This is a genomic window from Streptococcus sp. UMB0029 (assembly GCF_002871495.1).
Lineage (GTDB): Bacteria > Bacillota > Bacilli > Lactobacillales > Streptococcaceae > Streptococcus.
On sequence record NZ_PNGD01000039.1, the window covers coordinates 1 to 348 of the forward strand.

Consider the following 348-nt stretch of genomic DNA (forward strand, 5'->3'; position numbering starts at 1 on the left):
TCTATTTAACTCGGGAAGTAGCTCAGCTTGGTAGAGTACTTGGTTTGGGACCAAGGTGTCGCAGGTTCGAATCCTGTCTTCCCGATTCGTTACAGAGATACGTGAGTGTATCTTTTTTCTTTTTTTATGGCTCATTGTCAACTGTAGTGGGTTGATATAATAGTATTAGACCTTGAGAAATCAAGGTCTTTTTTGAAGTACGACGGGCATGTCGTATATCTGAGGTGTAAGTCCTCCGTGGGCACCCGCTACCGGTGAATCCAATAGCGATTCCCAAGCCTGACTATCGTGAGGTAGCGGGGAGAGGAAGGGATAGCGAAATCGTGGCTCTACGAACAGGAACGTGAT

Annotated in this window: 1 tRNA gene; it reads left to right on the top strand. The window is 46.3% G+C overall.

Annotated features, from left to right (window positions below):
• Positions 1 to 11 precede the first annotated feature (11 nt).
• A tRNA-Pro gene (locus CJ239_RS11530) sits at positions 12 to 85 on the top strand.
• Positions 86 to 348 lie beyond the last annotated feature (263 nt).